Below are 25,338 nucleotides of genomic sequence, written 5' to 3' on the forward strand. Positions count from 1 at the left end.
TTTGTAATGAAAAAAGAAATGCTGATTAACGTCCTCCAACAGGAGGAGTGCCGGATCGCCATCGTGGAGGACGGGGTTCTCGAAGAACTGTACGTCGAGCGGGCGAGCCAGGAGAGCTACGTCGGGAACATTTATAAGGGCCGGATCGTCAACATCGAACCGAGCATCCAGGCCGCGTTCGTGGACTTCGGCATCGGGCGCAACGGGTTCCTGCACGTGTCCGACGTGGACCCGGCGTACTACAAGCACCTGCTCTCGAAGGCCGACCTCGCCGAGTACGAGGCCGAACTGGACCGCGAGTACGGCGGCGGGGGGAACCGCGCGGGCGCGGGCGCACGCGACCGGGGCGGGCGCGGGGGGCGCGACCGCGGGCCGAAGCCGCCGCGCGAGATGACCTCGTGGTTGGAACCCGCGCCGAGCGCGCCGCGGGGCGAGGAACTCATTGAGGAACCCGAGTTCGCCTCCGGGATCGACGAAGTGCCGATGGCCGAAGCCGCCCCCGACGAGGGCGAAGCGGGCGACGTGACGGAGTTGGAAGCGGACGAGATCGAAGTGGCCGAAGCGGACGAACTCGAGGACGACGCGGTCGAGACTGAAGTAGCGGAGGTGGAAGCGGAAGCCCCCGCGCTCGCTTCGGACGACGACGACGGGTTCGGTGCCGGTCTGGAGGACGTGGTCGCCCCGTCCCCCGCGCCGAAGGCCGCCCCGCAACCGGCCCGCGCGCAAGCCCCACGGGTCGTGGCACCCAAGCCGGTCGCTCAGGCGCCGGTGGTTGAAGACGACGAGTTCGGCGCCGGTATCGTGGACGTGGCCCCGGCACCGACCGCGAAGCTCCCGCGCCCGGCCGAACCCGCTGCGCCGGAGGCGCCCGACGTGGCCGAGGCCACCGACGCGCTCGAGGGCGGTGACCCCGTCGCCCCGATCGAGGTGGTGGAGCCCGAGGCGAAGAAGCCGCGGACGCGCAAGAAGCCGAAGGCCGAAGACGCGGCCGCCGAGGAGCCGGGCGAGAGCAAGGCGAAACCGCGGACCCGCCGCACCAAGAAAAAGGAAGGCGAGAGCGAGGGCGAGAGCGAAGGCCCGGACGACAAGCCGAAGTACATGGGCGGGGCCGAACGGCGCACCTCCGCGGGCGACGACGAGGGCGAGATCAAGCCGTTCTTCGACGACGGCGGGTCGGCCGATTTCGACCCGGACGCGCCCAACGACCGCTTCGCAAACGCGCCCCGGGCCGGGGCCGATGATGAAGGGGAGGCGGAGGGCGCGGAACAGATCGAGCGGTTCAACGACGAGCCCGAGCCCGCGGAAGCGGCCGAACAAGAGGCGCGCGACTTCGCGCACGAGACCGAAGGGCCGGGCGAACCGGAAGTTACCGGGCGCGGGTTCAACGACGATTTCGACTCCGGTCCGCGCCGCGAAAACGAGCGCGGGCGCGGCGGGCGCGGCGATCGGGACCGCGACCGCGGGCGGGGTGCCCCGCGCGGCGGGCGCGACGATCGCGGGCGGGGGGCTCCGCGCGGGGACCGGGACCGCGGACCCGATCGCGGTCCCCGCGGCCCGGGCGGGTTCAAGGGCGGTCCGGGCGGGCCGAAGGGCGGGCGCGATCGCGGCCTGCCGAAGCCGCCGATCCAAGAGATTTTCAAGCGCGGCCAGGAAGTCATCGTTCAGGTCATCAAGGAAGCGGTCGGCACGAAGGGGCCGACGCTGAGCACGTATGTCAGCATCGCCGGGCGCTACCTCGTGCTGATGCCGAGCCTGAACCGCGTCGGCGTGTCGCGCAAGATCGAGGACCACGACGCGCGGCGCCGGCTCCGCGAGATCATGACCACGCTCGCCCCGCCCAAGGGCGTCGGGTTCATCGTCCGCACCGCGGCCGTCGACCGCGACGCGAAGGAACTGCAGAACGACCTCGCGTACCTGCTGCGGCTGTGGCAGGTGGTGGTGAAGCGCCTCAAGCGCGTCGCGGGGCCGGTCGAGATCTACCGCGAATCGGACATGATTACGCGGACCATACGCGACATATTTACCAGTGACATCGACACGATCTGGGTGGACGAGCCGACCGCGTTCGGGCACGCGAGCGAGTTCTTGCAGATCGTGATGCCCAAGTTCGCGAGCCGCATCAAGCACTTCGACCACACGGAGCCGCTGTTCCACCGGTACGCGATCGAGGACGAGATCGCGAAGATCCACCAGAAGCGCATCGAGATGCCGCTCGGCGGGTCGCTGGTCATCGAGCAAACGGAGGCGCTCGTCGCGATCGACGTGAACAGCGGGAACTTCCGCGCGGACAACAACGCCGAGGAGACCGCGTTCCAGATGAACCTGCACGCGGCGAAGGAGATCGCGCGGCAACTGCGCCTGCGCGACCTCGGCGGCGTGATCGTGAACGACTTCATCGACATGCGGAGCGAGTCGCACCGGCGCAAGGTGGAAGACGCCTTCCGCGAAGCCCTCAGACGCGACCGCGCTCGAACCAAGATCCTGCGCATCTCGCAGTTCGGCCTCATCGAGATGACCCGGCAGCGCATCCGGCCGAGCCTGAAGCGGAGCATCTTCTCGGACTGCCCGCACTGCCGCGCGAACGGGTTCGTGAAGACGAGCGAGAGCCTGGCGATCGAGGTGATGCGCCTGTTGCACCTCGCCGCGCACCGCGCCCCGGCGGTTCAGGTGGTGCAGGTCGGCGTCCACGCCGACGCCGCGAACTACTTGCTGAACAAGCGCCGCAAGGAGATCGCCGCGCTGGAAGATCGCGGCAAAATGGAAGTGCAGATCACCGGGCAGCCCGGGGTGTCCCCGGACCTGATGTCGGTGCGGTGCTTCGATCACAACGGGAACGAGGTGCGGCTCCTCCCGCCCGCGCCGCTGCCGAAATTGACCGCCGGCCGCGTACCGCCGCGCGACGACCGCGGCCGCGGGGGGCGTGACGACCGCGGCGGGCGCTACCCGCGCCCGATGGATTGATATTTTCTTGGCGAGCGGCGGCACTCCGCGCCGCTCGTTCTGTACGGAGATTGCGCTATGAGCGATCTCGAAACTGCCTGGGACCGTATCCACCGCTGGCTCGCCGCGCACGCACCGGTCGTGCTGGCGAGCCTCGGTCCGCCCGCGACCGACGAGCACCTCCAGCGAGCTGAAACGGAAATGGGTGTCGTGCTGCCGGACGACGTGAAAGCGTGCTACCGCATTCACGACGGGCAGCGGGTCATTCCCACCCCGGTGAGCTACTGGCCCGATCTCAAATGTGCCCCATCATTTCTCTACGGGCACCGGTGGCACAGCCTGGCCGGCGTGACCGATTACTGGCACACGCTGCACGACCTGCGCGGGGAATTCGCGGAGGTCAAAGGCGCGCCGCGCGGCCCGATTCGTAAGGACTGGTGGCACGCGAAGTGGATTCCCTTAACGCGGGATTCTGCGGGCGATTTGTACTGCCTGGACCTGATGCCATTGAAACGCGGGCACGTCGGTCAGGTTATCTTCTGGTACCACGACGAACCGGCGCGCGGCTTATTAGCAAAGAGCCTGACGGAGTGGCTCACGCAGTTCTCCCACGAACTGGACCGCGGCGAGTTCACGACCGCGCCGGACACGCACGGCCCCGGGTTGGTCCGGGTTCGCGACCTGTAACCGCCGCACCGCGAGTGCTACGACTGCGCGCCACCAGGAGTTGCCCGTGAACACTTCCGAACCGATCCGACTGACGAAGCTAGCGAAGCGGGCCGGGTGCGCGGCCAAACACCCGCCGGGGTTCTTGCTCCCGCTCTTGGGAATGCTGCCGCCGATTACCGATCCGAACGTGCTCGTCGGCAGTTCTACCGCCGACGACGCGGCCATCTACAAGATGTCGGACGACCTCGCACTGGTCCTCACGACGGACTTCTTCACGCCGATTGTCGACGACCCGCGCGACTTCGGCCGGGTCGCCGCGGCGAACGCCCTGTCCGACGTGTACGCGATGGGCGGGAAGCCGCTCTCGGCCCTCAGTATCGTTGGATTCCCGGACACGCTCCCGGCCACGGTGCTCGGGGAGATCTTGGCGGGGGCGGCCGAGATCGCGGCCGAAGCGGGCATCGCCATTGTCGGTGGGCATACGATCAAGAGCGAAGAGCCAATCTTTGGGCTGGCGGTGGTCGGCACGGTTCACCCGAATCGTGTGCTGAGCAACGCGGGCGCGAAGCCGGGTGACGTGCTCGTTCTCACGAAGCCGCTCGGACTCGGCATCATCTCGACCGCGGCGAAGAATGACCAGGACGCGAAATCCGCCATCACCGAAGCAATTCGCGTGATGACGACGTTGAACCGCGCCGCGGCCGAGGTGCTCACGCGGTTCGAGGTCCACGCGCTCACGGACGTGACCGGCTTCGGACTACTCGGCCACTTACGGAACGTGACGGCCGCGAGTGCGGTTACGGCCGAAGTATGGGCCGACCGCGTGCCGGTACTGGATGCCGCGCGCGCATATGTGAACGCGGGCATCGCTCCCGGCGGGACGCGCGCGAACGCGAAGTTTCTTGCCGATTGGGTCGAGTACGCTGCGGGCGTGTCGCCAGAGCAGCAACTCCTGCTGTGCGACGCGCAGACTTCGGGCGGGTTGCTCGCGGCCGTACCGGAAGCGATTGCGGACGACGTGACGCGGGCACTTTCTGCCGCGGGTGTGCTCGCGAGTGCGATCGTTGGGAAGATTACGGGGCCGGGCGCGGGGCGCATTCGCGTGACGCCGAGCCGGTCCTGAGTTACGGCAGTCAATGTGAGGGAACGATGCGGTACTTCGTCACGCTCGCGGTCGTGCTCCTGGCATCACCGGTGTTTGCTGCGGACAAACCGAGTTTCGTGCTGTTCGTCACGGACGATCAGCGCGCCGACTGCCTCAGTTGCTCCGGGCACCCGTTCCTCAAGACGCCCAACATTGACAGCATCGCATCAAACGGCACGCGGTTCACGAACGGTTTCGTCACCACGTCCATTTGCTGCATCAGCCGCGCGAGCATCATCAGCGGGCGACTCGCGCGCAACCACAAGGTGCCGGACTTCAGCACCGCGTTCACCAAAGAGGTGTTTGCGACGACGCTCCCGGTTCAGTTGAAGCAAGCGGGCTACCGCGTGGGCATCGTTGGGAAGTGGGGCATCGGCGGACCGCCCCCGAAGGAACACTTCGACTTGTGGGATGCGTGGGGCGGGCAGGGCGAGTTCTTCCACACGGTGGAGGGCGAGAAGGTCCACAATTCCGAGTACCTCGCGCGCCGGGCGGTGAAGTTCATTGTGGACACGCCGGCCGACACGCCGTTCTGTCTCATCCTGCTGTACAAATCGCCTCACGAGCCTTACGAACCCGACCCCCGCGACGCGGAGCTATTTAAGGACACGAAAATCGTGCCGCCGAAGACCGCGGACGCGAAGTTCCACGACCAACTCCCCGACTTCCTCAAAACGAGCCTCAACCGCGTGCGGGCCGTGCGTGACTTCCCCACGCCGGACAAGTACCAGGAATTCGTGAAGCAGTACCTGCGGTGTATCGCGGGCGTCGATCGTTCCGTGGGCATCGTCACGAAGGCGCTCGCGGACAAGAAACGCGCGGACAACACCGTTCTGATTTACACGTCGGACAACGGCTTTTTCCTCGGCGAGCGCGGGTTCAATCACAAGTGGCTGATGTACGAGGAGTCGATCCGCGTGCCGCTGATTGTGGCCGATCCGCGCCTACCGAAAACTCAGCGCGGCGCAGCGCGTAACGAGATGGTGCTGAACATCGACATCGCGCCCACGATTTTGAGTTACGCGGATGTTGCGATTCCCAAAGAGGTGGACGGACTGAGCTTGAAGCCGCTTGTTGCGGGTGAGAAACCGGACTGGCGCACGCACTTCTTTTACGAGCACCACTACTTCCACTCGAAAGACCCGAACAACACCATCCCGCGGACGGAGGGTGTTCGCACCGAGCGCTGGAAGTACACCGTCTACCCGGATAACCCGGAGTACACGGAGCTCTTCGACCTGAAGAACGACCCGCTCGAAGAGCACAACCTTGTGTTGAACGCCAAGCACAAAGACGCGCTCACGGAGATTAAGGCACTGTACGCGAAAGAAGTGAATCGCCTGCCGCCTGCAATTCCGGGCGGCACCCCAGGCAAGAAGTAGTTGCAGTGTGTGGAACGAGCCGCGACCGCCAGGGAGCGTTCGCAGTGGCGCCCTGTGTGGAGCCGCGACCGCCAGGAACCGGTTGTGCCTCCCGCTCCCTGGCGGTCGCGGCTCGTTTAACGCGCCCCGACACTACTTCGTGAGCAGGCTCCGAAACTTCGCGAGGTGTGCCGCCAGTTCGTCCGGCGGCATCTTGTCCAAATCCTTGCCGGTCGTGGTTGGAGCGCGAACGTGCGCTTGCTCCTTCCACGGCAGCCCGTTCACCATCACCGTCCAACACTCTTCCAACGGCGTGACGGAGTGCCACGTCCGCGGTTCGGTGATCTCATACCGACTGCCCGCCGTGAGCACGGTTTCGGTCACGGTAATCGGCTCGCGCGATTCCAGATCGGGCGTGAACCCGACCCACATTCGGTACGACCCTTCGAGGATCGCGAACGCACCTGGCCACGGATGGGGGTGCGGGTACGCTTCGTGTGTGGCGCACGGGTCGAACTTGTGCAGACTGACCCGGACTCCGTCAGAAAGGTAGCGGAACACGCGATAGGTTGTAGGCTTCCGTCGGTTCACGATGAGCGAATCCCACGCGCCTGGATCGTCGAGCAGCGCGGGGAGCGATTCGAGCACGTCGGCGAGGGCGGAGAGCATGTGGGCGCCTCCTTGGGGATGCCGCAAGGAGGTACAGCCGTTGGGTCACGGTCTTTCAGGGCGAACGCCCGCGCTCACTCCACCTTCCATTCCCACTTCTTCAACTGCTCCATTTTCGCGTGGTCGGTGAGATCGAACTGGAGCGGCGTTACGGTGATGTAACTCTCGTTGAGCGCGGTCACGTCCGTGTCGGGGTGCGGGTCCGGGCAATTGAACTCGGGGCTGGTCCAGAAGTAGGTGCGCCCGCGCGGGTTCACGCGCCGGTCGAACTTCTCGGTGTACGGCGACACGTTCTGTGGCATCACCTTGATTCCGCGAATCGGCCCGCGTTCCAGTACGGGTAAGTTCACATTGAACAAGCTCCCACTGGCGGGTTTGCGCGCGAGGATCTGCTCGATGACCTGGCGCGCGTACTTCGCGGCGGCGGGGAAGTCGTAGATTTTCTTGTCGTACTCGAGCGAAACGGCGATTGCGGTGTGGTGGTAGAACGCGCCCTCGATCGCGGCGGCGACCGTGCCCGAGTAAAGCACGTTGATGCCCGCGTTGCTGCCCGCGTTCATGCCGCTGATGATGACGTCCGGCGGTTCCGGGAGCAGTTCCAGGAGCGCGAGTTTCACGCAGTCGGCCGGGCGCCCCTCGACGGCCCACCCCACGAACGTCGTCGCGTCGTCCTCGTACACCTCGTTCACCAGGAGCGGCGTGAGGAGCGTGACCGAGTGCCCCGCCGCACTCTGTTCCGTCGCGGGCGCAACGACGGTAACGGTGCCCAGCTTGAGCAGTTCGGCGCGCAACGCGCGCAACCCCGGTGCATAAATGCCATCATCATTGGTGAGCAGAATTCGCATCGACGGACCTTCTGTGGAAGTGCGGACCCCTCGGAAGGGGAATTCTACGATGACGGTGCATCCGAGAGGGCCGCGTGTAACGTATTTATGGATTGAATGGAGGGGTTAATTTGGGCGATGTATTCGGGGCGGCTTGACGCGGGTTTGGAGTGCGCATATCTACAAGCTATTCAGCGTGCTGCCCGCACTGCGACTCGCGCAATCTGTCCGACTTGGTCCCACCGGGGGGCACTGCCGTGGAACCATCCATTTTCCTCGATTTTCACCTGCCGAACGCGGCGACTTGGTTCTATTTCTCGCTCTTTCTCACGATCGCGCTGTTCTTCCAGTTCACGCGATTGCTTTCGATTCGCAACCTCGACCTCCTGATGCTGTTCCTGCTCGTGCCGGGGTTCCTGATCTTGCAGGAGGCCGCCTCACTCGACGCGACTGCGCGAGCCAGCGGCGAAGCGGGAGTCGATTTCGCGCGGCGCGCGGCGCGCGAGCGCGCGCTGGGGTACGCGTGGCTGCTCGTGGGCTCGCTGTACTGGTTCGTGCGCGCGATCGTTGATACGGCCCTGGTGCGCCGACCGCCCGTAACTGCCAACCTTAATACGCCAGGCCTCGCGTGGCTCGGTCTCGCACTGTTCGTGGGACTAACGGCCGTGGCGGTGCGCCGAACGCCGGATCAGGCGAACCAGGAACAGGTCGGGAAGCGCCCCGCGACCATCGAACAGGTTCAGGAGACGGCCACCGCCGTTGTGCAGCAGGCGCAGAACACGAACGGGCACCACGCCCCGGCCGTCGCGGTGCGGTTCTGGGCCGAGCGCGGTCTCGCGATGATCTGCCACGCGGCCGTACTGGTCGGGCTGTTAATGATCGGGTGGCGGCACTTCGGCGACATCACGACCGGGGTGGCCGCCGCGACACTGTACACGCTGGTACCGTACACCGCGTACCACATCGGGCAATTCGATCACGTCTGGCCGACCGCCTTTTTGGTGTGGGCGATCTTCAGTTACCGGCGCCCGACGCTGGCGGGTTGGCTGCTCGGGCTCGCGGCCGGGAGCGCCGTGTTCCCCGCACTGCTGTTCCCGCTCTGGTTCGGGTTCTTCAGCCAGCGCGGGGCCGCGCGCTTCGGCCTAGCGTTCCTTTTGGCGAGCGCCAGTAGCATCGGCGTGACCGCTCTCGTGCTGGTAATTGATGGGCCGACCGGTCAGGGGATCGTGACGTCACTCAACCTGACCCACTGGAAGCCGTGGGCCGCGCCGACCACCGAGAGCATCTGGTCCGGCACGCACTGGGCGTACCGGCTCCCGCTCTTCGTACTGTTCATCGGTTTTCTCGCGAGCGTCACCATCTGGCCCGCCCGCAAGAACTTGTCGCACCTGATCGCGCAGTCCGCGGCGATCCTGATCGGCGTGCAGTTCTGGCACGCGGACCGGGGCGGGCTGTACGTGTTGTGGTACTTGCCGCTCCTGCTACTTATCGTGTTTCGGCCGAATTTGACGGCCGCGGAGCCCCCGCCGATCGTGCCTGGCAGCGTACTGACGCGACTGGCTGGCGCGGCTTGGCGGCGCGTGCGGCCGAGTCAGGCCCCGCCGAACCCGCTCGCGGTCTGATCCGCCTTCCGCGAACGCGCCCCGCATGGTAGGTTCCCGATCTCGACCCGATTGGGAGCCTTCCGAATGCCGTCACGCTGGCAGTTCGTCCTCGCGACCGTTGTAATCGCGATTGTCGGTGCCGCCCCCCTCGTTTACTCGGCGCACCAGAACACGCACATGCGGAACCTCCGCGTCGTTGAAGACGGCGTTCTGTACCGCTGCGGCCAACTCACGCCGAAGGGGATGGATCGCGTTCTGCGCGATTACAACATCAAGACGGTCGTCACGCTCCGCACCTCGCGCACGACCGCACTTCCCCCGGATTCCTGGGAAGAAGACGTGTGTGCGGCACGGGGGCTGAACCACGTGCGCATCGTGCCGCGCGTTTGGGGGGCGGACGAGTCCGGCGAAATCCCGGCGGAGCAAGCCGTTCAGGAGTTCCTGGCGGTCATGGACAAGAAGGAGAACCACCCGGTTCTCGTTCACTGCTTCGCGGGCATTCACCGCACCGGGACGATGTGCGCCATCTTCCGCATGGAGTACCACGGGTGGTCGTCGGAGCGGGCGATGTCCGAGATGCAGCTCTACGGGTTCGCGCCGGAAGACATGCACCAGCACATTGCAGGGTACCTCCGGGAGTACAAACCGCGCCCGAAACCGCTGGGGAAGTAGAAGTGTGCCGCGCGGGTTACTAATGTGAACCTAGCAACCGTGCGGCGCGTCCCTCGGTTGTTGCGAGGGTGGCGGAATTGGTAGACGCAACAGATTTAGGTTCTGTCGGTCGCAAGGCCGTGGGGGTTCGAGTCCCCCCCTTCGCACTCAGTTAGTTCGGTTTCCTACCGGCGAGCCGCGACCGCAAGGGAGCGGGAGGGGATTCCGGTTTTAGTGGTCTCAATTTCGCGGATGTCGCAACCGCTCCCTTGCCAGTAGTTTCAAGGCGTTGCGTTGGTTGTAACAGACGCTGACAAAACCCTTGTTTTTAGATGACGCCGTCGTGGAGGATGCGGAAGCAAACGACACTGGCGGCCAGTGTTGTGAAGGCGTCCCGAATAACCCTGAGCCGGTCGTATCGGACGCGCATCCGCCTCAGCCCCTTGACCCAACTGATGGTGCTCGACCACCCAGCGAACCTTGCCCAGCCCGCCCGTGGGGCGTGTTCCGCTTGGCGATCCGCGGTTCGATCCCGAGCCACCGCAACAACAACCGGGTGGATTCGCTGTCGTACCCCCGGTCCGCGTACAGCCGTCGGGCAGATCCTTCGGTCGCCCCGGCTTGCCCCCGACCCGCGGGAAGGCGAGTACCACCAGGGGCAGGATCTGGCGTTGGTCGCTGGCGTTGGCCCCGGCCGTGCGGATCGCCAACGGGACGCCTTGGCGGCTGACCAAGAGGGTGTGCTTGGTCCCGAGTTTCCGGCGGTCCACGGGGCTGGGGCCGGTGTCCTCACCACCGCCGAAGGCTCGCACGTACACCCCGTCGACGATCACCACGTCGGTATCCATCTTGTCGGCCCGGCGGAGCAATCGGAGCAGATCGGCATGGAGCCGATCCCAGATCCCGCACTCCTCCCAGGCCCGGAGCCGACGGTGGGCGGTGCCCTGAGCACCCGAGTTCCTGGGGACATCCTCCCAGCGATTGCCGGTCGCCAGCACGAACCAGATGACGCGAACCGCCACCTTGTTCCCGACCCTCGGGCGCCCGCCGGAGGGGCCAACCGGTTGCTCGGGTGGCAGGTGGTGGACAATCAACTCAAAGAACTCGTCGGGCATCTGAGCGGTTGCCATGACTGTAGCCTCCAACTGCGGGCTACACACCTATGGCGCAAACCTCATGCCAGGGTTTTGTCAGCGTCTGTAAGTGTATTGTGTGGCAGGGTAATACATCGTGTGCGTGGGTATCGTGAGCGGATCCGTTGCGTGAGCCAGTCGAGCATCTCGGCCAACGGAACTGGGCGACCCAGGCGGTCGGCGCGAGCCCGCGTGCCCGAGCGATCCGGAGCGTCAGGTACACCCACACCTGGCGCAACAGCAGGGCCACGCCCTCGAGCAGCAACCGGTACTCGGGGTTGGTGCTGGTGGTCCACCCGCGGGCCTGGTTCTTCTGCCGATAGCTGGTCTCGATCCCGAACCGCTCTCGGTACCGCCGGCGCCCCAACCGAGCCCGGTTCGCCTCCGACACGGCGGTCGCATCGCCCCACCCGCGGAACGCGTACACCCGGGCGTGCGATTCGCCCTTCCGTTGCCACACGAGCACCCGAGTCGATACCGCCTTGCGGCTCTTCTCGGTGACCCACCCATGGTGGTGATGGTGCCGTGGGGTTGGGTGTAGCTGGCGTTGCGGCGGTTGGTACCGGTGCCCTTCTTGCGCATCGGGACCGTGTAGCTCAGGTTCCGTTCCTGCAACAGCAACAGGGTCTCCCGCTGTCGAACCCGGCGTCCAGAACCACCCCGCGGACCGTGAGCCCGCGGGCCGCCACCTGGTCCAGAAGGGTCTGCACCTGCTGGTGCGGCTTGGTTCCTTTCGTCACGCTCATCAGCCCCACGGTGTACCGCCGGTGCTTGTGAATCAGGACCCCGGTGGCGTGCGCGTGAAAGAACGAGGTCCCGGCCTTCTTGGGTCCGCCGATGATCCCCGGGGTGCTGCGATCCCCATAAAGGGGACGTAATGCACATCGATGGCACACGTCCACCGGCGCTCCGGTCCCGGCGCGTGAACCCCGCCACCTGGTGAAGGGCATCCACCAACCGGGCCGTGAGTTGGTCCAGGAACCCCGGTTGGCGTGCATCGCCTGTCGCGCGGTCTCGTGGGAGAACCCGAAGTACCGGGTCACTACCGCGAACAACGTGCGGGTGGTGCCCGCGATCAACAGCACCAGGTCGAGCAACTGGGTGCGCGTGACCGACCGCTTGTAGTCGGTCCAACCCAGGGCCCGTTCCAACGTTCGGCGCGTCAGTGCGTGGACCACCGCCGGGGTGATCGTAGAGTAACCACGTCGCATGGGAGGCTCCCGTTCAAGTGCCTGAGAACCTTGAACTTAGGAACTCCCATGCGGCACGCCAAATCACTTGAAACTACTGTTGCGGTCGCGGCTCGTTGAACCCGCCACCAGATCACCTACGCGGTCCGGGTCTTCCCGGACCGCTTTGTTTTCCCTTCGGCCTCGGCGCTCCCTGTGGTTTGCTGTTTTGTGGCGGGCGCCCGCCTCCCCCTCGGTTACCCGTTTTCGGCGCGGCCGACGGCGGCGGGGCCGCGAGCGTGTAGTCGAAGTCCGGCAGCGTGATGCGCGGGAGCCGCTGGCCGACCTGCCGCTCGATCCGCGAGAGCGACGCTTCTTCTTCGCGCGCCACCAGAATGAACGCATCGCCCGTGGCCCCGCCCCGGCCCGTGCGCCCGATCCGGTGGACGTAGTCCTCGGGCACGTCGGGCACGTCGGTGCTGATGACGTGGGTGATGTGGTTCACGTCCAGTCCGCGGGCGGCGATGTTCGTCGCGACCATCACCTGATAATTGCCCCGGCGGAACCCGTCCATCGCGGTGGCCCGTTGGGACGGGGTGCGGTTGCTGTGGAGCTCCGCGACCGTGAACCCGTCGGCGGCCACGGCGCGCGCGATCTTCTTCGCGCTGTGCTTCGTGCGCGTGAACACCAGCACCGAGGGCATGTCGGTTTCGCGCAAGAGGTGCCGGAGGAGCGCCGTTTTCAGGTGCGTGGGCACCGGGTACGCGGCCTGCGTGATGCCCACGGCCGTGGAACTGCGCCGGCCGATCTGCACCGTGGCCGGGTCGCGCAGGATCTCGTTGGCGAGTTTGGCGATCACCGGCGGCATGGTCGCGGAGAACAGTAGCGTGTGTGCCCGCGCGGGCATCCGCGCGATGATCTTGCGCACGTCCGGCAAGAAGCCCATGTCGAAGAGGCTGTCGGCCTCGTCCAGCACGAGCGTGGTCGCGCGGTCGAGCTTGGCGATGTTCCGCTGAAGGAGGTCGAGCAACCGGCCCGGGGTGGCGACGATGATGTCCGTGCCCGCGCGGAGCGCCCGCTCCTGCGGACCCATCGGGCGCCCGCCGACCACCAGCGCGCTCCGGACTTGCGTGTGCTTCGCCAGCCCGTTGCACACGTCGCTGATCTGCTCCGCGAGTTCGCGCGTCGGGGACAGGATCAGCACCCGGGTGCCGCCGCGCGGCTGCCCGATGAGCCGGTGGAGGATCGGCAGCAGGAACGCGGCCGTCTTCCCGGTCCCGGTTTGGGCCGTGGCGATGATGTCGCGCCCGGCGAGCCCGGGCGGGATCGCCCCGGCCTGCACCGGGGTGGGTTCCTTGTACCCGAGTTCCTGGGTGGCACGAACGAGGAGGGTATGAAGACCAAGAGTTTTGAACGGCATTACGACTCCGAGAACACGGGACCGAGAGAGGGTAGTGTACGGTTCTCGGACGCGAGGGGTGTGAATTGTGAGGGCAATAATTGCGCTCTCACTCCGGCCAGATCCACGCGCACACGGCCATAAATACGGCGACGGCGAGGAGCATGAGCGGGAACACCCACCACGGCGGTGGTCCCATCTTCTGGTTCGGGTCGCGCGGGACGGGCGGCGCGGTCGGTTCGTCGTCGCCCGGGATGCGGTTCGTCAAGTCGAAGACCACGACGACGAGCGCGATGAACAGGATCACCGTGAACGTCATACAGACCGGGAAGCAGGCGAAGAGCGGTGTCATGGTGCGTTTCGAGGGACGATTTCGATCGCGGTTGCGCGTTCCGGGGCTTCCGTGGTAGAATACAAGTATCACCCGGCCATGCCGCAGGACGCACATCAAACAACTCGGGTGCCCTCTCGCTCGCGAGGTTTTGTCGTGTTTCTCACACGCTCGATTAGATTTTGCTCCGTTCTGACGGCCTCGGCGCTCGTCGCCGGGGTCGCGTCGGCCGCTCCGCCCCACGGCGGGGGCGGGCACGCAGGTGGGGGGCACCCTGGTGGCGGGCGCCCCGGCGGTGGGGCGTACCACGCACCGGCGGGCGGGTACCACGGGCACTACGCCCCGTACAACTACGGTTACCGGAGCGTCGGTATTGGCATCGGCCTCGGGTACGGCGGATACGGTTACGGGTATGGTGTGGGTTACGGTGGTTTGGGGTACGGCTACGGCGGGTACGGGTACAGCGGCGGGTACGGCTACAGCCCGTTAAACTACGGTTACAGTGGGCTCGGCGTTCCCTCGATCCCGGGAACGTACTACTCGCCGGCCCCGTCGTACCAGGTGCTCCCGCCGCAATCGCAGGATCCGTCACCGATCCCGCTGCCCGTTTCGAGCGGGTCGGGCGAACCGGCCCCGGCCACGATTATCGTGATCGCGTCCGAAGGGGCGAAGGTCACGTTTGAAGGCATCGAGAACGACCAGACCGGCACGCGGCACTCGTTCACCACGAAGCCGATCGACCCGGGCATCGAGACGCGCGTGAAGGTGAAAGTGGACGGCCCGGGCGGACCCGCGACGATCTCGATCGGCGTGCGCGCCGGCGAAAAGGCGACCGTCGATATGCGGAAGTGATTCTCGTAAACTGGCCGGGTGCTCGCGGCCCGTCGTGTTCCCCCGAACCCACGGGGGAACGCTGTAACCAGCTACGAAAGTACCGATGGCTCATTCCGCTCGACGCAGCAATCCGCACCTTCCGGTCGCACCCATTCGTCGGCTCACGCGCCCACTTTCTCGCTTCCTGAAAATCGAATCGGCCAGCGGGATCGTGCTGCTATTCTGCACGGTACTCGCGATCGCCTTGGCGAACAGCGACGCCGCGTCCGCGTACCACAAGTTTTGGCACACGCACGTGCAACTCGGCGCCGGGGCGTTCACGCTCGGCGGCGAGTTGGGGCACTTCTTCGTCAACGACGTGCTGATGACGATCTTCTTCTTCGTCGTCGGGCTGGAGATCAAGCGCGAACTCGTGGCCGGTGAACTGCGCGACGCGCGCAAGGCGGCTCTTCCCGTGGCCGCGGCGCTGGGCGGGATGCTCGTGCCGGCCGGGATCTACATGGCCCTGCAAGCGCCTCACATCGGCGAACCGCAGTTCCGCGGGTGGGGCGTGCCGATGGCAACGGACATCGCGTTCGTCGTCGGGATCATGGCCGTGCTGGGGAAGCGCGTCCCGTTCGGGCTGAAGATCATGCTCCTGTCGCTGGCCATCGCCGACGACATCGGTGCCGTTGTCGTGATCGCGGCGTTCTACAGCGGGGGGCTGAACTGGTTCATGCTCCTGCTCGCGGCGGCCGGGTTCGCGGTGGTGCGCATCCTCAACGAAACCGGCGTGCGCTCGGTGCCGGTGTACACACTCGTCGGCGCCGGGATCTGGCTCGCGGTGTACAGGTCCGGCGTTCACCCCACCGTCGCGGGCGTGCTGCTCGGGCTGCTCGCGCCGTCGGCGGTGTGGGTCGGGCGCGACGCACTACGACTCTCCATTTCGGACCTCCAGGCCCGTCTCGATGCCGGCACCGGGGGGAACGTGAAGACCGAAGACCTGGAACTGCTCGCGTTCGCGGCGCAAGAAAGCGTGTCGCCGTTAGAGCGGCTCGAACACGGGCTGCACCCGTGGGTCGGGTTCGCGATCATGCCGCTGTTCGCACTGGCCAATGCGGGCGTTCACGTCGAACTAAAAGCGATCACCGAACCGGTCTCGATCGCGGTGATGTTGGGGCTGTTCCTGGGCAAGCCGATTGGCGTGATGCTGTTCAGCTTCTTAGCAGTTCGAGCCGGGATCGCGAAGCTCCCGCACGGCGTGAACTGGTTCGTGCTCCTCGGCGGCGGGTTCCTCGCCGGCATCGGGTTCACGATGTCGCTGTTCGTTGCGGGATTGGCGTTTGAGGGCAACGAACAGCTACTCGCGGACGCGAAGATCGGTATCCTCTTTGGTTCCGCGCTGAGCGCTGTGGCCGGTGCCGGGTTGCTGATCGCGGCTCTGCGCAATCGCGTGCCCGGCACCGCTCACCCCACTGATACTTGAGGCTGTCTCCCCGCCTATACAGGTTCTTTATGACCCCGAGACACATCGCGGTGATGCTCCTGGTGTTGGCCGGACCGTCCGGCGCGCGGGCCGACGGTTGCAAGTTCGCGTCCGATGGTCGCAAGGTACCGGAGCGGGAGCAGCGGGCACTTGTGGAGTGGGCCGACGGTACCGAAACTCTTCACGTTGCGGCCCTGAGTGATCCGACGACTGAGGCGAACGTGTGGGTCGTACCGGTGCGGGCCGCGGCCACCGCTGTTCGGGCCGAGCCGGTCGAAGAAATTCCAGCGGTGGTGTATTACGAGACGCTGAAGGGGCAAGCGGAGCGCCAGCTTCGCGCGTGGGTGGCCGCCGCTGCTATGTTCGACTCCGGTGGGTTGTGTTGCCCGTGCTTCGCCGGTGGGTGCGGGGGCATGGCGTCGAAGGCTGCTGTTGAGACCTCTCGCGTGGAGCGGCTCGGAATGGTCGTGACCGTCGTATCGGCCGACTCCCGCACGGAGATCGAGGGCTACCTTGATGCTCAAGGGGTGAAGCGAGGGGCGGTCGACCTGTCCTCGCTGGACCCGTACCTCACGCAACCCGGGTACGCATTCGTCTGCGGGTGGGTGGCCCGGCGCGACCAACCGGTTCGGGCCACGGGTTTGAAGGTCGTGTTCCCGTCTCCGACGCTCTGGTTCCCGCTCTTACCCACCCGGGCGTATACGGAACCGGTCGAGACGGTGGTGTACACCCACGGGTTCGTGCGGCCGGCCGGCGGGTGCGACTTGCCGGGGCTGAAGTGCGAGTACATCTACGGTGCGGTCGAGGGCATGGGTATCGAACAGGCGTTCGATCGGGATCGGGCGCTAAAATACGCCAGCTACTACTACTCCGATCGCCTTCAGCCAATGACCCGAGTAACGCTGACGACCGACCCTCAACAGTGGGACCGGGATCTGGAACTGGTGCCCGGTACGACACCAGTCGGGACGGTGGCGCTTGCCGTGACCGAGTGCTCGAATGGCCTCGGCCTGCTCTGGTCCGCCCTGCTCGGTGCTGTGCTCGGATTAGCGATCCCGTGGTTGACCGTTCGGAAGGCGGAGCGGCGGCGGGGCGATTGGTTGGCGGGCGCGCTGACCGGAGCGGCCATCGCGCTGACCATCTGGGGGTCGGCGCTGGTATTCGGACTCTGGCGGCATTACCGGTTCCGGGGGCAACCCAAACAACCCGCCCGGTTCATTGTGCTCCCGGCTCTGGCCGTCGTACACATCGGTATCGTGGCCCTCGTGTGCCACGGATTGATCGCGTGGATTACCGCTGCCGGATGAATCGGGTTGGATGTATTCGGGATCACACCACGGCCGAAACCTGATGTAAGCCCCACACGGCCGGGAGCACGTCGTTCGGCAGCGCGCGGAGCAACCGCTGCTGCTCGTCGATTTCGGCCGCGGACAGGATGCCGAGTGAGACGTAGGTGTCGCGCACTTCGTCGTAGATCATCTGAATGTTCTCGATGACGGTCTCGTCCGTCGGGAACTCGTGCCAGGCGTGACGCACGTTCGAGTAGCCCGCCGTTTCGAGCGTTTGGGCCAGCGTCGCGCCCACACACGGCGAAATACGCCACGCGGAATACAGGTCGTTAATCGACTTCGCCCATACGAGTAACGGCGCCAGTTCCGGGCGCGAGGTCGCTTCGAGGTGCGCGATTCGTGCGAGCGGGCTGCGGAAGTCCGGTTCCAGGAAGCCGATGCGCGTGCCGGGGCGCAGTCGGGCGCGCAACCGACCCAGCAGAAACTCGGCCATCGGGACGTGGTGCAAAACCGCTCGGCCGGTCACCACGTCCGCGCCGTCGATCCACGCGCCCGGTTTCGCAACGTCCGCCAGCGTCGGCTGGAAGCGCGACCCACCGAGTTGCGCAAGAGATGCTTTGGCCTGTTCCAGTAAACCCGAAGACGAATCCACGCCGACCACAACACCGTTCGCGCCGAGCCGGTTCAGGATGCGCCGGGTGAACGCCCCGGGACCGCACCCCAATTCGACGACGCGGTCCGCGGGTCGAAGTGCGAGCGCATCGAGTAGCGCTTCCGAAGGAGCCGCGAAGTGCAGATCCTGCAGCGCGAGTCTGCGCGCCGCGCGCTCGGACTGACCCAGGACGTAATCTGAAGCGCCACTCATGACGTCGCCCTCACGAGCTGTTGGAACGGTTCGCCGAGCACCTTTTCGATGTACGGGGTGACGCGCCAGAAGCGCTTCATCTCGATGTATTCCGCGACGTGCGCGGCCTCGCCTGCGGGCGCCCCACGAACGGCGCGGATCATCAGGTTGCGCGGCGTGTGCTCGGTGGCGACGAACTCCACCACGTCGGTGCGGTAGCCCATGATGCGCAGAGCCAGCGCGCGAAACGCATCTGTAACCAGATCGGCGGTGCGCTGGAGCAGGATGCCGTGCCGGAGCACGGGGCGGAGCACGTCGGCCGGGCCGTCCGCGCGAATGACCTTGTTCAGATCGTGGTGACAGCACGGCACGCTGAGGAGCAACCGCGCTTCGCTGCGCACGGCTTGCGCGATGGCATCATCGGTGGCGGTGTCGCAGGCGTGCAGCGCGAACACGATGTCGGCCTGCACGTCCGCGGTCCCGATCCGGCGGCACTCGAACACGAGCTTGTCCGCTCCGAGCTGGTCCGCACGGTCCATGCTCTTGCGGATCACCTCTTCGTTCACGTCCACGCCGAGGATACGCGCAGGAACATTGAGCACGTCGTTGAGGTAGTGGTGCGCCGCGAGTGTGAGGTAGCTCGACCCGCACCCGCAATCGAGGATGGACACGTCGCGGTCGAGGTCGGCGAGCTTCGCATCATCGAAGACGTGCCGCAGTTGTTTCAGGAACTCGTTGATCTGCGTGTACTTCGCGCGCATCGTCGGGCGCACGCGGCCGTCCGGCGTCGCGATGCCCATGACTTCGAGCAGGCGATCGGCTTTGCCCTCGGGCAGCGGCACGTCTTTGACGCGGTTGTGCGCTTCCGCCTCTCGCGCCTCGACGGGCTCCTTGAGCTTGTGCCGACCGATGTGAACGCGCCCCTTGCGGCTCGTGCGGATGTCGATCTCTTCCGCGCCCGTGGTGATGTGAACACCCGCGAAGCCGTAGCCGACCAACTCATCGAGCGGCGCTTCCATTTCGTCATCAAGGAAGTTCTTGGTGACGGCCTTCTTCGCGCCCTGGTAGGCGAACTGGAAGTACCGTTCGCCGCGCAACTCGATCGGCCGCACCACGACGCGGACCCATTCGCACGGCGCCCCGCGCGTCGCGCCCGCGAAGGTCGCGCGCCGGAACGCCTCGCCCCGCACGGCCCCGCAAATCAAATCCTGCATCTCGTCGCGATCTAAATTCTTCTCCATGCTGGCATTTTACACGGTGCGCGCTATCAAGCGAACCGAGCCGCGTTTGCGGAAACTCGAAAGCCAGCAGAAGCGCGAAATCCGAAACAAAAGAACCGGGCCGCGGATTGCTCCGCGGCCCGGCCGAATCCCGAAGCTGTTTACTTCTCGACTTGAGGCGCGGAAGGCTCACGGCACCGCCGGCCAGAAGTGGAATACTTCTTCGGCGGAACCACGACCCGCGGGGTTGCCCCAGACCGCCGAAGAAGTATTCCACTTCTGGCCGAAAGCGGTGCTGGAACAGCCTTCCCCGCGAGGGATGCGAGGCGCAGCGCTCGGACGACGCAACATCGTCCTGTCACAAAGTGACGAGCTAAACGAACTCCAAGGATGTCGACCTGCTCGGTCTCGTTTCAATGTCCTTGTAGCGTCTTCGTTTTCAATGCCCCCGGGAATGAAGGTGAAACGCCCGCTACGAGGAACCTGGAGCGAGACTAACCCGCAGGGGCACGTGACGCAAGAAGTAATCCGGCTTGTGGCCCGCGCTAACTTGGCGCGGGAGAATCAGGTGGTTGCAATTCCAGCCTGCGCGTGATCCCGATGGCATCCAGGAAGGTCTCGTCGTGACTCACGACTAGTAGGGCACCGTCGTAGGCGCGCAGCCCGGCCTCGACCGACTCGATCGAGTCGATGTCCAGGTGGTTCGTCGGCTCGTCGAGGATCAGGAACGGGGGCGGAGTTGCTCCCCCGAGCACGCACGCGAGGCCGGCACGCAGCAGTTGCCCGCCGCTGAGTGTGGACACCGTTTGTAGCGCGGATTCGGCCCGGAACATGAACCGGGCGAGCGCGGTCCGACACGCGAACTCGTCCGCCCGCGGGTTGATCCGCAAGAAGTTATCGCGGATCGAAGTTGATGGGTCGAGCAGACTGACCCGCTGGTCGAGCACGGCAAAATCGGTCATCACCTGAACGGTCCCGATCCAGGGACTCAACTGACCGGTGACGAGTGCCAGCAGTGTTGTCTTCCCGGACCCGTTCGGCCCGGTGACCGAAACGCGCTCCGGTCCGGTGATGGTGAGGGATAGTTTCCGAACGATTGGTCGGTCGGGCTCGTAGCCGGCGGTCACCGCGTCGAGCTTCAGCACCGTTTTGTTGGCGTGCAGGTGCGTCGGCGGGAGCCGGACGGTGAGCGGTTGCAGGATCTCGATGCGCTCGCGAGCGGCGGTTGCGGCACTGAGGGCTTGCCCGCGCCGGCGCTCGGCGAGTCGGGCGTTCCCGCCACTCGTGTCCTCGCTCCGGTCCTTCATTCCGCCGAGGATGATGCGCGGCGTCCCGCCTTTCGCCCCTTTGCGCTGGCCCGCGCTGCTCCTCCGGGCCTGGCGCTCGGCCGTGGCCTGGGCGCTGCGGGCGGCGTCGGCGACGCGCTTCTCGGCGTCCGCCAAGTCGCGCTTGGCCGCCGCCAGTTCCTGGGCTTTGAGTGTACGGTACGCGCTCCAGTTGCCGCCGTACCGGGTAGCGCCGAGCGTGGTAAGTTCGACGACGGCGTCCACGGTTTCGAGCAACTCCCGGTCGTGGCTGACCACGATCGCGCCGAACCGCCAACTGGCGAGCAAATCGATGACCGCCTCGCGCCCCTCGCGGTCGAGATTGTTGGTCGGCTCGTCCAACAAGAGGAAGTCGGGCTCGGCGAAAATGAGGGCGGCGAGCCCGGCCCGCGTGCGCTGACCGCCCGACAACGCGCCGAGAGCGGTTTCGGGGCCGGCGTCGAGTTTGACGCGCCCGAGGGCGGACGCGATGCGCGTCTCGAGGGTCCAGTCGGCATCAGACAGTTCTTCGATCGTTGCTTCACCGCGCTCGGCGCGATGCAGAACGGCAAGCGCCGCGGTCGCGCCGAAGAGGTCGGCGATCGTTTCATCCGGGCGCACCTGAACGGTTTGGCGCAGCACGCCCACGCTACCGCTGACGGCCACGGTCCCCGACCGAGGGGGCACCTCGCCGGCGATCAACTTGAGGAGCGTCGTCTTACCCACACCGTTGCGGCCGACGAGCCCCGTCCGGGTCGGGCCGAAACTCAGATTCAGGTCGGAGAAGAGCGGCGGGCAGTCGGGCGCGGACCACGCGAGATCGAACAGGGTAATAGAAGCGGGCATGGAAATGATCCCTCCGGCGACAAGGCGAATAACGCAACAGTGTCGGCAGTGGTCATCCACGTCATAGTAGCCTCCCGGTTCCAAGAGCTCGAACGCTGATACGACGCCCCGGTTGGGGTTTCGGTTCGCGCCCGGCCCGACGTATCGCTACTCGACCCGCCGGCGCGAAGACCAATTTCGGCAAATTGTGAGGTCATTTCGCGTTCACGAGCACTCAACGGCTCGCCGGAGCGGTGAGGTTGGGATGGTCATCGGCCCGGCCCCGTGCGATAACAGACCTGAGACATTCGGACGATTCCACAGGCCCGTACCGTGACCACGGCTGGTCTCATGCCTCATTCCGGTTCGGACGAACAATCGGTGCTCCCCGCGCGCCTCTCGGCGGACGTGGCCATTGTCGGCGGCGGGCCGGTCGGTTGCGCTGCCGCGCTCGCGTTCGCCAGGACCGGCGCCCGCGTGTGTCTGGTCGATGCCCGCCCGCAAAATCACCGGCTCGGGGGCGAATGGCTCCACCCCACCGGCGCCGGCATTCTCACAAGTTTGGGCGTCGATTTCGCGCGCGAAGAGATCCCGCACGCATCGGGCCGCGGGTTCGCGATCTTCCCCAAAGACGGTGACCCGATCGTGCTGCCGTATGTCGGCGGCGAGCGCGCGATCGGGTGCCAGCACCACTTCATTGTCGAAGCGATTCAGAAGGCACTCGCGCGCGAACGCAACGTCACGGTGCTCGCGGGCTGCCGGGTGACGGACGTCGCTCGGGGCGGGGTCACGGTCGCAACACCCGATCGGAAGCGGACAGTTGAGGTTAAGGCGGACCTGATCGTGGGGGCGGACGGTCGGCAATCCGTTGTGCGGCAGATGCTCGGGCACCCGGGCGGGAGCCAGCCGATCTCGTACATGCTCGGCGTGCTGATCGACGCGGCCGCGCTGCCGTTCACGGAATTCGGCAACGTGTTTCTCGGCGGCCCCGGTCCCGTGCTCGCGTTCCGGGTCGACGAGCACCAGGCGCGCGTCTGCTTCGACGTGCCCGCGGACCGCGTCGCGTGGGTGCGGGCCCCGGCGGAACTGCTCGCCGCCTATCGGGACGCGCTTCCCGTGTCCGTTCACGAAGCGTGTGTTCGGGCGCTCGCGGCCAGCGCGCCCGCGGTCGCGGCGAACCAGTGGATGCGCCGGAAACAGTACGGGCGGAACGGGGTGGCCCTGGTGGGCGACGCGGTCGGCCACTGCCACCCGCTCTGTGCCGTCGGGATGTCGGTCGGGTTCCTCGACGCGGTCACCCTCGCGAGGTCGCATTCGGTCGAAGAGTACGCCTCGGTCCGGCGCGCCGGCGGGCGCGTGCCCGAACTGCTCTCGATGGGGCTCTACGACTTGTTCGTGGGCGCGGACGCGGGGAGCACGGAGCTGCGCGAAGCCGTGTACCACACGTGGCGCTCGTCCGCGGCCGCCAGGCATGACACGATGCGATTGCTCGCCGTCCGGGAGACGCGCCGGGCCGCGCTCAGCGTGACGTTCGCGCGCCTCCTGGTCGCCGCGACGCGCCAGGTCGTCACCGGGGTCGGGCGCCGACCGCTCGCGTACACGTTCGGCGCCGTCGCCGGGTTCGCGGACTGGGCCGGCTGGTTCGCGCGCGAAGCCTTCACGAATTGATGCTGTGAACCCCGTGCCCCACGAACTTCCTACCGCCACCGAACGCGCCGCCGAACACCTCCGCGCCCTACAGACTGCCGACGGGTACTGGGAAGGGGAGATGATTTGGTGCCCCGTCGTTACTGCGCAGGTGGCGATCACGCGGCACATCGTCGGCCTTCCCTTTTCGGCCGAAGACGCGACCAAGATTCTTTTGCACTTCGAGCGCACGCAAACTTCGGACGGTGCCTTCGGCTTGCACCCCGAACACCCCGGCTCGGTGTTCGTGACGAGCCTGGTGTACGTCGCGATGCGCTGCCTCGGTGCGCGCGCCGAACACCCCCTCGCTGTTCGCGCGCGAAACTGGTTGCACGCCCAGCCCGGCGGCGTTTTGTCCGCGCCGACGTGGGGGAAGTTCTGGCTCACGATGCTCGGGCTTTACGGGCGCGACGGGCTCCGACCGCTCGTACCGGAACTCGCACTGTTGCCGCGCGCGGTTCCGGTTCACCCGATCCGCTTCTACTGCCACACGCGGTACGTCTACCTCGCGATGTCGTTCCTCCAGGGGAGCCACGCGACGTTCCCGCTCGGCGCGCTCGCGGACGAACTCCGGCGCGAACTCTACGGCCCGGCCGGTCCGCCCGCGACGTTCCGCGAACACCGCTATCACCTTGCGCCGAGCGACGCTTTCGAGCCTCCGAATCTGTTGATTCGCGCGGCCGAGCGCGTGATGGGGTGGTACGACCGGTTCCCACCGCGCTGGGCGCGCGAACGCGCTTTACGCCGGTGCGTGGACCTCATCGCGCGCGACCTCGACGTGTCCGACCACCTCACGCTCTCGCCGGTCAATGGCGTACTGAACGTGCTCGGGCTGCACGCGCGCGGCGCGGACCCGGCGCTGATCGCAAAGTGTGTCGAAGGTTTCGAGGCCTACCGCTGGGACGATGCCGACCGCGGGCTGCGCTACGCCGGCGGGCGCACCCGCGTGTGGGACACCGGGTTCGCGGTCGAAGCGCTACTCGCCGATCCCGGTGCGGCGCGTGCCAACCGCGACGCGCTCTTGCGCGCGTACCGCTTCCTGGCCGAACAACAAGTGATGAAGCCCGTCGCGGGGCGCGACCCGATGTTCCCCGACCGCGCGCTCGGTGGGTGGTGCCTGGGCGATTCCGCGCACTCGTGGCCCGTGAGCGACTGCACCGCAGAAGCGCTCTCCGCAGTTCTGGGAATGCACGCCGCACCCGCGCTGGAACTCGACCCGCGAGCGCGAATCCCGGATGCCCGGCTCGCGCTCGCGGCGGACTTCATCCTCTCGCGCCAGAACCCCGACGGCGGGTTCGGCTCTTACGAGCGCGCCCGCAGCCCGCGCTGGCTCGAGCGGTTGAACCCGTCGGAGATGTTCACGCGCTGCATGACGGACCAGTCGTACATCGAATGCACCGGATCGTGTCTGGTGGCCCTCTCCCGCTTCCGGGAAGCCGTGCCGCATCACGCTCCGGCTCGCGTCGATCGCGCGATCCGACGCGGCGCGCGGTTCCTGCTCGACCGCCAGCGCCCCGACGGGGCGTTCCCCGGCGCCTGGGGCGTGTACCTCACTTACGGCACGTTCCACGCGGTTCGCGGACTCCGCGCCGCCGGCTACGGACACATACCCGCACTTCAACGGGCCGCGAACTGGCTCACACAGCATCAAAAGCCCGATGGCGGGTGGGGCGAACACTACGCCGGGTGTTTGCGCCAGGAGTACGCCGAGCACCCGGAATCGCAGGCGACGATGACGAGCTGGGCGGTGCTCGCGTTGTGCGAGGTGGTCGGGGCGGGGCACGCTGCCGTTCGGCGCGGGGCCGAGTGGCTCGCCGCGCACCAATCTGAAGCGGGTGTGTACCCGCGCGAAGCCGTGAACGGCGTGTTTTTTGGGACGGCGATGTTGGACTACGACCTCTACCGCGCGTACTTCCCCGCGTGGGCACTCGCGGCCGCTCAGTCTTAGAAGAGTGTTTCACCGCAGAGGACGCGGAG

21 protein-coding genes and 1 tRNA gene are annotated in these 25,338 nt (G+C 66.4%); 12 read left to right on the forward strand and 10 right to left on the reverse strand.

All coding sequences use genetic code 11. The features are described from left to right. Positions 1–6: 6 nt before the first annotated feature. Genes J8F10_RS00495 through J8F10_RS00510 form a run of 4 tightly spaced genes read left to right on the forward strand, consistent with a single transcriptional unit; the run spans position 7 to position 6,135 of the window. Positions 7–2,961, forward strand: a complete 2,955-nt coding sequence (locus tag J8F10_RS00495; protein ID WP_210651547.1) for an Rne/Rng family ribonuclease — start codon at positions 7–9, stop codon at positions 2,959–2,961. A gap of 57 nt (positions 2,962–3,018) precedes the next feature. Then, positions 3,019–3,627, forward strand: a complete 609-nt coding sequence (locus J8F10_RS00500) for an SMI1/KNR4 family protein (protein WP_210651556.1) — start codon at positions 3,019–3,021, stop codon at positions 3,625–3,627. Between the two features lie 46 nt (positions 3,628–3,673). Then, positions 3,674–4,732, forward strand: a complete 1,059-nt coding sequence (selD, locus tag J8F10_RS00505) for a selenide, water dikinase SelD (protein ID WP_210651558.1) — start codon at positions 3,674–3,676, stop codon at positions 4,730–4,732. Between the two features lie 26 nt (positions 4,733–4,758). Further along, entirely contained in the window at positions 4,759–6,135 is a 1,377-nt protein-coding gene (locus J8F10_RS00510) for a sulfatase family protein (RefSeq protein WP_210651559.1), read from the forward strand. A gap of 132 nt (positions 6,136–6,267) precedes the next feature. Here the strand turns inward: J8F10_RS00510 and J8F10_RS00515 are convergent, their stop codons facing one another. Further along, positions 6,268–6,783, reverse strand: a complete 516-nt coding sequence (locus tag J8F10_RS00515; protein WP_210651560.1) for a hypothetical protein — start codon at positions 6,781–6,783, stop codon at positions 6,268–6,270. Positions 6,784–6,857: 74 nt separating this feature from the next. Further along, complete coding sequence (surE, locus tag J8F10_RS00520) at positions 6,858–7,628, reverse strand: 5'/3'-nucleotidase SurE (RefSeq protein ID WP_210651561.1); 771 nt, start codon at positions 7,626–7,628, stop codon at positions 6,858–6,860. Between the two features lie 236 nt (positions 7,629–7,864). Here surE and J8F10_RS00525 point away from each other — a divergent pair, with 236 nt between their 5' ends. From J8F10_RS00525 to J8F10_RS00535, 3 genes are all read left to right on the forward strand, one after another. Further along, the gene (locus J8F10_RS00525; protein WP_210651563.1) at positions 7,865–9,229 is read left to right on the forward strand and encodes a hypothetical protein; all 1,365 of its coding nucleotides are present in this window, start codon (positions 7,865–7,867) and stop codon (positions 9,227–9,229) included. A gap of 66 nt (positions 9,230–9,295) precedes the next feature. Continuing rightward, on the forward strand, positions 9,296–9,883 hold the full coding sequence (locus J8F10_RS00530; RefSeq protein ID WP_210651565.1) for a dual specificity protein phosphatase family protein: 588 nt from the start codon (positions 9,296–9,298) through the stop codon (positions 9,881–9,883). 62 nt (positions 9,884–9,945) lie between these two features. After that, positions 9,946–10,029, forward strand: a tRNA-Leu gene (locus tag J8F10_RS00535). Positions 10,030–10,143: 114 nt separating this feature from the next. Here the strand turns inward: J8F10_RS00535 and J8F10_RS40500 are convergent. The 5 genes from J8F10_RS40500 to J8F10_RS00560 form a co-directional block, all read right to left on the reverse strand. Continuing rightward, the gene (locus tag J8F10_RS40500) at positions 10,144–10,992 is read right to left on the reverse strand and encodes a transposase (protein WP_210651566.1); all 849 of its coding nucleotides are present in this window, start codon (positions 10,990–10,992) and stop codon (positions 10,144–10,146) included. A gap of 22 nt (positions 10,993–11,014) precedes the next feature. Continuing rightward, positions 11,015–11,461, reverse strand: a complete 447-nt coding sequence (locus tag J8F10_RS00545; RefSeq protein WP_210651567.1) for a hypothetical protein — start codon at positions 11,459–11,461, stop codon at positions 11,015–11,017. Positions 11,462–11,591: 130 nt separating this feature from the next. Beyond that, positions 11,592–12,206: a hypothetical protein gene (locus tag J8F10_RS00550; protein ID WP_210651568.1), complete on the reverse strand. Its 615-nt coding sequence runs from the start codon at positions 12,204–12,206 to the stop codon at positions 11,592–11,594. Between the two features lie 112 nt (positions 12,207–12,318). Further along, positions 12,319–13,584 carry a DEAD/DEAH box helicase gene (locus tag J8F10_RS00555; RefSeq protein WP_210651569.1) on the reverse strand — a complete coding sequence of 422 codons (1,266 nt, stop codon included), beginning with the start codon at positions 13,582–13,584 and terminating at the stop codon, positions 12,319–12,321. A gap of 88 nt (positions 13,585–13,672) precedes the next feature. Beyond that, positions 13,673–13,915 (reverse strand): hypothetical protein, encoded by a 243-nt coding sequence (locus tag J8F10_RS00560; protein ID WP_210651570.1) that lies wholly within the window; start codon positions 13,913–13,915, stop codon positions 13,673–13,675. A gap of 135 nt (positions 13,916–14,050) precedes the next feature. On the opposite strand from J8F10_RS00560, the gene J8F10_RS00565 reads away from it, so the two are divergent. The 3 genes from J8F10_RS00565 (at position 14,051) to J8F10_RS00575 (ending at position 17,500) form a co-directional block, all read left to right on the forward strand. Next, positions 14,051–14,746 carry a TIGR03000 domain-containing protein gene (locus J8F10_RS00565; protein WP_210651571.1) on the forward strand — a complete coding sequence of 232 codons (696 nt, stop codon included), beginning with the start codon at positions 14,051–14,053 and terminating at the stop codon, positions 14,744–14,746. An 85-nt stretch (positions 14,747–14,831) separates the two neighbouring features. Beyond that, positions 14,832–16,193 (forward strand): Na+/H+ antiporter NhaA, encoded by a 1,362-nt coding sequence (nhaA, locus tag J8F10_RS00570; RefSeq protein ID WP_210651572.1) that lies wholly within the window; start codon positions 14,832–14,834, stop codon positions 16,191–16,193. Between the two features lie 29 nt (positions 16,194–16,222). After that, positions 16,223–17,500 (forward strand): hypothetical protein, encoded by a 1,278-nt coding sequence (locus J8F10_RS00575; RefSeq protein WP_210651574.1) that lies wholly within the window; start codon positions 16,223–16,225, stop codon positions 17,498–17,500. Between the two features lie 22 nt (positions 17,501–17,522). On the opposite strand, the gene J8F10_RS00580 is transcribed toward J8F10_RS00575, so the two are convergent. The 3 genes from J8F10_RS00580 to J8F10_RS00590 form a co-directional block, all read right to left on the reverse strand. Beyond that, positions 17,523–18,347: a class I SAM-dependent methyltransferase gene (locus J8F10_RS00580; RefSeq protein ID WP_210651575.1), complete on the reverse strand. Its 825-nt coding sequence runs from the start codon at positions 18,345–18,347 to the stop codon at positions 17,523–17,525. Continuing rightward, positions 18,344–19,567, reverse strand: a complete 1,224-nt coding sequence (locus tag J8F10_RS00585) for a class I SAM-dependent methyltransferase (RefSeq protein ID WP_210651576.1) — start codon at positions 19,565–19,567, stop codon at positions 18,344–18,346. The genes J8F10_RS00580 and J8F10_RS00585 overlap by 4 nt, the downstream gene beginning before the upstream one ends. Positions 19,568–20,091: 524 nt before the next feature. Continuing rightward, entirely contained in the window at positions 20,092–21,696 is a 1,605-nt protein-coding gene (locus J8F10_RS00590) for an ABC-F family ATP-binding cassette domain-containing protein (RefSeq protein WP_210651577.1), read from the reverse strand. A 330-nt stretch (positions 21,697–22,026) separates the two neighbouring features. On the opposite strand from J8F10_RS00590, the gene J8F10_RS00595 reads away from it, so the two are divergent. Beyond that, positions 22,027–23,343 carry an FAD-dependent oxidoreductase gene (locus J8F10_RS00595; protein WP_210651579.1) on the forward strand — a complete coding sequence of 439 codons (1,317 nt, stop codon included), beginning with the start codon at positions 22,027–22,029 and terminating at the stop codon, positions 23,341–23,343. 13 nt (positions 23,344–23,356) lie between these two features. After that, positions 23,357–25,309: a 2,3-oxidosqualene cyclase gene (locus J8F10_RS00600; RefSeq protein WP_315854220.1), complete on the forward strand. Its 1,953-nt coding sequence runs from the start codon at positions 23,357–23,359 to the stop codon at positions 25,307–25,309. Positions 25,310–25,338: the final 29 nt, after the last annotated feature.

The sequence above is a fragment of the Gemmata palustris genome (genome assembly GCF_017939745.1).
Lineage (GTDB): Bacteria > Planctomycetota > Planctomycetia > Gemmatales > Gemmataceae > Gemmata > Gemmata palustris.

What these genes read in the sequence shown, in the direction of transcription:
- J8F10_RS00500 (WP_210651556.1), top strand. Translation starts at nt 3,019, where the DNA reads ATGAGCGATCTCGAAACTGCCTGGGACCGTATCCACCGCTGGCTCGCC.
- nhaA (WP_210651572.1), top strand. Translation starts at nt 14,832, where the DNA reads ATGGCTCATTCCGCTCGACGCAGCAATCCGCACCTTCCGGTCGCACCC.
- J8F10_RS00530 (WP_210651565.1), top strand. Translation starts at nt 9,296, where the DNA reads ATGCCGTCACGCTGGCAGTTCGTCCTCGCGACCGTTGTAATCGCGATT.
- J8F10_RS00555 (WP_210651569.1), bottom strand. Translation starts at nt 13,584, where the DNA reads ATGCCGTTCAAAACTCTTGGTCTTCATACCCTCCTCGTTCGTGCCACC.
- J8F10_RS00575 (WP_210651574.1), top strand. Translation starts at nt 16,223, where the DNA reads ATGACCCCGAGACACATCGCGGTGATGCTCCTGGTGTTGGCCGGACCG.
- J8F10_RS00595 (WP_210651579.1), top strand. Translation starts at nt 22,027, where the DNA reads ATGCCTCATTCCGGTTCGGACGAACAATCGGTGCTCCCCGCGCGCCTC.
- J8F10_RS00585 (WP_210651576.1), bottom strand. Translation starts at nt 19,567, where the DNA reads ATGGAGAAGAATTTAGATCGCGACGAGATGCAGGATTTGATTTGCGGG.
- J8F10_RS00560 (WP_210651570.1), bottom strand. Translation starts at nt 13,915, where the DNA reads ATGACACCGCTCTTCGCCTGCTTCCCGGTCTGTATGACGTTCACGGTG.
- J8F10_RS40500 (WP_210651566.1), bottom strand. Translation starts at nt 10,992, where the DNA reads ATGGCAACCGCTCAGATGCCCGACGAGTTCTTTGAGTTGATTGTCCAC.
- J8F10_RS00580 (WP_210651575.1), bottom strand. Translation starts at nt 18,347, where the DNA reads ATGAGTGGCGCTTCAGATTACGTCCTGGGTCAGTCCGAGCGCGCGGCG.
- surE (WP_210651561.1), bottom strand. Translation starts at nt 7,628, where the DNA reads ATGCGAATTCTGCTCACCAATGATGATGGCATTTATGCACCGGGGTTG.
- J8F10_RS00495 (WP_210651547.1), top strand. Translation starts at nt 7, where the DNA reads ATGAAAAAAGAAATGCTGATTAACGTCCTCCAACAGGAGGAGTGCCGG.
- J8F10_RS00515 (WP_210651560.1), bottom strand. Translation starts at nt 6,783, where the DNA reads ATGCTCTCCGCCCTCGCCGACGTGCTCGAATCGCTCCCCGCGCTGCTC.
- J8F10_RS00550 (WP_210651568.1), bottom strand. Translation starts at nt 12,206, where the DNA reads ATGCGACGTGGTTACTCTACGATCACCCCGGCGGTGGTCCACGCACTG.
- J8F10_RS00510 (WP_210651559.1), top strand. Translation starts at nt 4,759, where the DNA reads ATGCGGTACTTCGTCACGCTCGCGGTCGTGCTCCTGGCATCACCGGTG.
- J8F10_RS00590 (WP_210651577.1), bottom strand. Translation starts at nt 21,696, where the DNA reads ATGCCCGCTTCTATTACCCTGTTCGATCTCGCGTGGTCCGCGCCCGAC.